The 6,609-nt window shown below is 63.5% G+C and carries 7 protein-coding genes; 1 reads left to right on the top strand and 6 read right to left on the bottom strand.

Translation table 11 applies throughout. The features are described 5' to 3' along the window. The first annotated feature begins 33 nt into the window (after positions 1-33). A complete protein-coding gene (gene nadC, locus AC2FM5_RS18910; protein WP_496737463.1) occupies positions 34-882 on the top strand; it encodes a carboxylating nicotinate-nucleotide diphosphorylase in 849 nt (282 codons plus the stop codon). A gap of 7 nt (positions 883-889) precedes the next feature. On the opposite strand, the gene AC2FM5_RS18905 is transcribed toward nadC, so the two are convergent. The 6 genes from AC2FM5_RS18905 to AC2FM5_RS18880 form a co-directional block, all read right to left on the bottom strand. After that, a complete protein-coding gene (locus AC2FM5_RS18905; RefSeq protein ID WP_496737461.1) occupies positions 890-1,708 on the bottom strand; it encodes a M90 family metallopeptidase in 819 nt (272 codons plus the stop codon). Positions 1,709-1,749: 41 nt separating this feature from the next. Continuing rightward, positions 1,750-3,594, bottom strand: a complete 1,845-nt coding sequence (locus AC2FM5_RS18900; protein ID WP_496737459.1) for an amidohydrolase — start codon at positions 3,592-3,594, stop codon at positions 1,750-1,752. Positions 3,595-3,690: 96 nt separating this feature from the next. Continuing rightward, complete coding sequence (locus AC2FM5_RS18895; protein ID WP_496737457.1) at positions 3,691-4,422, bottom strand: amino acid ABC transporter ATP-binding protein; 732 nt, start codon at positions 4,420-4,422, stop codon at positions 3,691-3,693. Further along, a complete protein-coding gene (locus AC2FM5_RS18890; protein ID WP_170369582.1) occupies positions 4,422-5,255 on the bottom strand; it encodes an amino acid ABC transporter permease in 834 nt (277 codons plus the stop codon). Before AC2FM5_RS18890 ends, AC2FM5_RS18895 begins: the two co-directional genes overlap by 1 nt. A gap of 1 nt (position 5,256) precedes the next feature. Continuing rightward, positions 5,257-6,072 (bottom strand): ABC transporter substrate-binding protein, encoded by an 816-nt coding sequence (locus AC2FM5_RS18885; RefSeq protein ID WP_170421190.1) that lies wholly within the window; start codon positions 6,070-6,072, stop codon positions 5,257-5,259. Between the two features lie 105 nt (positions 6,073-6,177). After that, positions 6,178-6,609 (bottom strand): BBE domain-containing protein (locus AC2FM5_RS18880; RefSeq protein ID WP_496737454.1); only part of this gene is annotated, 432 nt, incomplete at its 5' end.

Below are 6,609 nucleotides of genomic sequence, written 5' to 3'. Positions count from 1 at the left end.
GCTGCGGTCGAAAATCTTCAAGGAAACCGCAAAATGCATCATGCCACTGTCCCCGACCTGATCCTCGAACCGATGGTCCGCGCCGCCCTGACCGAGGATCTGGGCACCTGCGGCGACATCACTACCCGCACCGTGATCCCGGCGGACGTGACCTATGCCGCACGGCTGAACGCGCGCGAGGATGCGGTTGTGTCGGGCATGCAGGTTGCGGCCCTGGCGTTCCGGCTGGTGGACCCGACGTTGAAGATCACGCCGCTTGTGGCGGACGGGGACCGTTGCACCAAGGGCCAGACCCTCATGGAGATCGCCGGCAGCGCGGCCTCGATCCTGTCCGGCGAACGCGTGGCGCTGAACTTTGCCGGTCGTCTGACCGGGGTGGCGACCCTGACCGCCGGGCTGGTGGCGCAGACCGCCGGGACCAAGGGGCGCATTACCTGCACCCGCAAGACCACCCCGGGCCTGCGCATCGTCGAGAAACTGGCCGTGCTGCATGGCGGCGGGTTCAATCACCGCCATTCGCTGTCGGATGCGATTCTGATCAAGGACAACCACATCGCCGCCGCCGGCGGGGTGCGCGCGGTGCTCGAGGCGGTCAAGGCGCGTGCGTCGCACATGATGAAGGTCGAGATCGAAGTGGACCGGCTGGACCAGTTGGCCGAGGTTCTGGAAACCGGCGGCGCCGATGTGGTGCTGCTGGACAACATGACGCCTGACATGCTGGCCGAGGCCGTGGCGATGGTGGATGGGCGTCTGGTGACCGAGGCGTCGGGCAAAGTCACCGTGGCCACGGTGGCCGAGATCGCGGCCACCGGGGTCGACTACATCTCGTCCGGGGCGCTGACCCATTCCTATCGGACAGTCGATCTGGGTCTGGATTTCTGATCACGGATCAGGACGGTTTCGGCCATTCGATTGGATCCAGCCGGAAGTATTTGGACAGCTGTCCGTAGAATTCGGGCGCGGTATCCCTAAGGGCCTCGGGACGTTCAAAGAACAGCTCGACAGTGACGGCAAAGAACTCTTCGTGTCCGGTGGCGCCATAGGGGTCGATCACCGTGCGCCGGCCTGTCTCGACGGCGTGCAGATGCGCGTCGTACGCGGCCAGAAAAACACGCTCCCACTCGGCATAGCTTTGACCCTTGGCCAGAACTGGCACACCGTTGGTGCCTCCGGACAGATCATCCAACTGATGCGCGAATTCATGAAACACGACGTTGTGTCCGTCATGATCGTTTGCCGCGCCCTGCCGGCTGTGCGCCCAGGACAGGATCACCGGCCCCCGGTCCCAGCTTTCGCCGGTACGGATGATCTCTTGTTCGGTCACGACATAGCCGCTGTGCCGCTGTTGGCGGGACTTGAAGGCGTTTGGGTAGATCAGGACCGTCGTCAGATTGTCGTACCATTGGTCCGAGTTGACGACCAGAAGGCAGGCCTGTGCGGCAATCGACAGGCGCATCTCGTCCGTGACCTCCAGACCGTCGCAGCCGATGAAATCGACCTGGTTCAGGAACAGGTTGATCTTGCCTTCCAAAGTGGCGCGCAGCTTGGCAGGCAGCCGCTCGAGAATCGGCACAGTCGCGTGGATGGTCCGCCGCTCATCTTCGCTCAGCGGTGTTTGCAGCAGCGCGGCCCTGGCCCTGGACTTCGACCAGAAATACCAGGCCACCAGACCGGCGATTGTCGCAACAAGGGTCAGAAAAAGCACCATGTGGCGACGGTATCTCTATTGCCCCACCTCGGAAAGCGGATTCACTCGGTCGAGGGCTGCGTGAAGTGTGCCAGCCAAGGCCGTTCGACATCCATGCCCTGATACAGTGCATGCAGCAGCAGATGTGCCGTCACCGGATCAGGGGCAAGGGGGCGTCGGTCCAGTCGCCCCTCCTTGACCGCCGTATCGGCGTCGAAGATCACCGCATCCTCTTTGATGGTGGTCACCACACGAAGCTGGGCAAGCGTTTCGGGGTCAACCGCGGTCGGGTCATCCGAAAGGATCACGAAATCGGCCAGTTTGCCCACCTCGATCGATCCCTTCTGGTCTTCCTCGAAATGCTGCCATGCCGGCCAGATCGTCATCGCCTTGAGCGCCGTCATCACATCGACCCGTTGATGCGGGCCCAGGATGTCGCCAGATCGGGTGCGCCGGGTGACCGTCGCGGCCAGAACCCGCATGCTGTCGGGAAACGCCACGGGCGCGTCGTGATGCGTACCGAACATCATGCCGCGTTCTGTCACCCAGCCGGTGGGCGAGATGTTGTCGGCATTGACCGGCCCGACCGTGTGGTCGCGGTGCCAATCGCCCCAGTAGAAGGTGTGCATCGGAAACAGCGAGGGGAACACGCCCAATCGTTTGAGGCTGGCCACCTGATCCTCGCGCAGGAACTGACCGTGCACCAGAACCGGCCGGTTGCCCGGATCGCCATAGGTCAGCTGCGCCTCGTCGATGGCAGCGATCAGCAGGTCCGTGGCCCCCTCGCCATTGGAATGGGTCAGGATTTGATGGCCGTTCTCGAAACACCAGTTCACCGCATCCTGCAACTGTTCGCGCGTGATGGCGGCGTATCCGGTATAGCCGGGCGGGTAATCCCCGACCGGATCGTAGTAGGGCCGATCCCGCAACGCGGTAAACCCTTGCGGCGAACCGTCGATTGTCAGCTTGCACCCGCCGACTCGCACCCCGTCGGCATAGGTGCGCGAGGCGTCCGACTCGATGAAGTCGCGCGATTCCAGAACGTCGGGAAAGGCCACGACGTCGATGGGAAGGTCGCCGTCCGCGGCCACCCGGCGCAGGGCTTGAACCGCCGCGCCCGAGGTGCGCCCCTCTTGCGCGGTGGTGTAGCCAAAGCGCGCCCACATCCGGCTGCCGGCGCGCGCGAAAGTCTGCAGCCCGTCTTCGCCGACACTGCCAAGCAGGGGCACCAAGGCGCCGAAAAATGCGTATTCCTCCAACACGCCGTTCGGCTCGCCGGCCTCGTCCTTTCGGATCACACCTCCGGGCGGGTTCTCGGTTTCTGCGGTGATCCCGGCCAGTTCAAGTGCCTTGGAATTGCCCACCCCCAGATGGCCCGATTGGTGGATGATCATGATCGGAACGTCGCGCGATACCGCGTCCAGTTCGGAACGGGTAGGGTGGCGCAGTTCGGCCAGTTGTGCGTTGTCATAGCCAAAGCCGATGATCATCCCCATCGCTTTGACGGTGTCACCATTGGCCTCGGCCCACGCGGACAACGCCGCCTGCAGGCTGGCAATGTCGGTGACCTTGCCATCCGGTGGGGCCAGCAGGTTCGCCGACAAGGCTTGCAAACCGCCCATGACCACGTGGCCGTGGCTGTCGACAAAACCGGGCAGCATTGCGCGCCCGTCCAGATCAAAGATCGTCGTGTCGTCGCCCTGGTGGCTGCGCATCTCGGACAGTTCACCTACCGCGATGATCCGCCCATCCCTGACCGCGACCGCCTGTACCGTGGGCCTGGCGTCATCGATCGTCAGTATCGGACCACCGGTATAGATCGTGTCCGCGATCTGTTGGGCCAAAGCCATGTTGCCGAGGGTCAGACCGGCAGCAACGCTCACGGCAGACAGGGACAAAAGACGCATTCCGAACCTCCAGCAGCATATGGCAATGCGCTGGAGTCTAGCACGAAGTTGGCGTCCGGCCCGTGCAATGTTGAATTGCTGATCCGACGTCGACGTTTACTTGAGCGCGCGCGCCAGGAATTGCCGTGTGGCGTCCTGCTGCGGGTGGTCGAACAGCTGCTCGGGCGGGCCTTCCTCGACGATGCGGCCGTTCTGCAGGAAACACACCTTGTCTGCGGCCTGCCGGGCAAAGCCCATCTCGTGCGTGGCCATCACCATCGTCATGCCCTGCTGTTTGAGCATCAGCAGCACGTCCAGAACCTCGCCCACCAATTGCGGGTCCAGAGCCGAGGTAATCTCATCGAACAACATCACCTCGGGCTGCATGGCCAGGGCGCGCACGATGGCGACGCGCTGCTGCTGTCCACCAGATAGTTGGTCGGGATAGTTGTGCATCCGGTCGGCAAGCCCGAAGCGTTCGAACATCTCTTCGATCTGGGGCAGCAGCTCGGCGCGCGTGCGGCTGCGCACGCGGCGCGGCGCCAGCATCACGTTGTCCAGCGCCGTCATGTGCGGGAACAGGTTGAAGCTCTGGAACACGATGCCGATGCGCGCGCGCACCGATTGCGGATCCAGCCCGGGCACCGAGATGTCGACCCCGTCCAGCAGGATCTCACCATCCTCGATCGGTTCGAGCAGGTTGATGCAGCGCAGAACGGTGGATTTGCCTGCCCCCGAAGCGCCGATCAGGCAGACCATCTGCCCCTCGTCCACGGTCAGGTCGATGCCGTCGCAGACGGTGCGGTCGCCAAAGCGTTTGACGACGTTTCGCAGGTTCAGTTTCGACATCAGCGCCGCTCCCTCATCTGCTTGGCCATGAGGTGGTCGGCATAGCGCGTCGCCGGGATGGTCACGATCAGGAAGATGATCGCCGCGCCCACGTAAGGCGTGAAATTGGCCAGCAGCGATTTGAACACGCCCGCCTGGCGGAAGATCTCGACCGGGCCGATGAAGCTGAGCAGCGACACGTCCTTTTGCAGCGCGATCAGCATGTTCATCTGCGAGGGCACGACGTTGCGGACGGCCTGCGGCAGCACCACGTCGCGCATCACCTGGCCTTCGGTCAGGCCCAGCGACAGGGCGGCGGCGCGCTGGCTGTGATGCACGCTGTCGATGCCCGAGCGGAAAATCTCGGCCACATAGGCCGAATAGGTCAGGATCAGCGCCAGCGACCCCCAGATATAGGGTGAGTTCCACGGTCGGGTCAGGCCCAGCCCGGGAATGCCGAAGCCGATCAGATAGACGGTCAGGATCACAGGCACGCCGCGGAAGATGTCGGTGAAAGCCGCGCCGAAGATGCGCAATGGGAACAGCGCGGGCGATTTGGTGTCGCGAGCCAGCGCGATCAGCAGCCCCAGCACCGCGATGGCCGGTGCCGACCAAGCAAAGATCATCACGTTGATCTTAAAGGCTTCGAGCAGCTTCGGGAAGGTCTTGACCAAAACCTCGCCGTTGAAAAAGCTCTGCTGGACCTTTGCCCAGCCCGGCGCCAGCGGCACCAGCACGATCAGCGCCACGACGACCAGAACGGTGCTGGTCGCGGCGATCCGGATCGACCGCCGCCGCTGCTGCGCCTCAAAAAGTTCGCGGCGGGTCGGGCCCGCCGTTCTGTTTCGTGTCATGTCACTTGATCAGCGGAACGCCCGTCGTGTCCTGCAGCCATTTGGCCTCGATCTCGGCCAGCTTGCCGCTTTCGGTCAGCGCAGCGATGGCCGCATCCACGCAGGATTTCAGCGGGTTGCCTTCCTCCATCAACATGCCGAACTGGTCGGGGTTGTCGCCTTGATCGGCAGGGAACTGGCCGATCACCTTGGACCCTTCGATCATCACCGCGCTCAGGAACAGGGCGGTAGGCAGGTCGAACAGCGCGGCGTCGATCTGGTTCGCGGTCATGGCCGCGTTCACATCGGCATTGTCGCCATAGAGCAGCGGGTCGGCATCCGGCTGGATCACGCTGGCCAGTTTCGGCACGGCGGTGGTCGACCCGACCGCGCCCCATTGCAGGCCCTTCAGCGCCTCGAGCGTGGGCGGGGTATCAACGGCGTTTGCGCTGACCAGAACCGCCATCGGTGCGGTGTAGTAGGGGGCCGAGAAATCAACGACCTGATCGCGTTCGGGCGTGATCGAGTATTGCTGGATGTTCACGTCGAAATTCTTGGCGCCGGGCTGGATTGCTTCGTCAAAGGACGACCGGACCCAGACCACGTCATCCGCGGCAAAGCCCATCTCCTCGGCCACGGCATAGGCGACGGCGGCTTCAAAGCCCTGGCCGGACTCGGGCGCGTCGTCCATCACCCACGGGTAATAGGCCGGGTTTCCGGTGGCCACGGTGAACTTGCCCTCGGTCAGGGTCTTGCCCGCGGCGCAATGCCCGTCCGCAAGGGCCGAAGTTGCGGTGAACGCAAGGGTTGCGGCCGCGATCGAAAGCATCTTGGACATGAGTCTGGGTCTCCTGTTGGGAATGTCGGGCCCACGGTAGTGTTGCCCGCCGACCCTGTCCAGTTGGTCGCGGTCTATGCCAGACACTGCAAGAAGTTCAAGCCGTCACGCGGGTGGAATGTTGTGGTTCACCCGGAACAGGTTGCCGGGATCGTACCGCCCCTTGATGCGCGACAGCTGCGTGGCATTGGCCCCGTAGGCGCCGGACAGGTGGTCGGCCTCGTCCGCTGGCATGAAATTGACATAGGCACTGCCGGTTGCATGCGGCGTCATGCGGTCATAGAGCGCGCGCGCCCAGGCAATGCAGGTGTCATCCTTGGCCGGATCTTCCCAACGGGTGTGCACGTTCATGATGAAATGGGCCGAGCGTTGGGGATAGGCTGTCGCCGCAGCCTCGACCCGGGCCATCGCACCGCCGACATGGGCAACGAACACCTCGCAGGACGGGTCCGGAAGGGTCGAGATACTGTCCAGAAGCCCTGCAATTGCATCCGCGGGCAAGGCATCAAAATCGTGGCTTTTCCAATAGTTTCGCGC

The organism is Ruegeria sp. BHSA162 (genome assembly GCF_059613385.1).
This window is presented reverse-complemented; position numbering and strand designations above follow the sequence as displayed.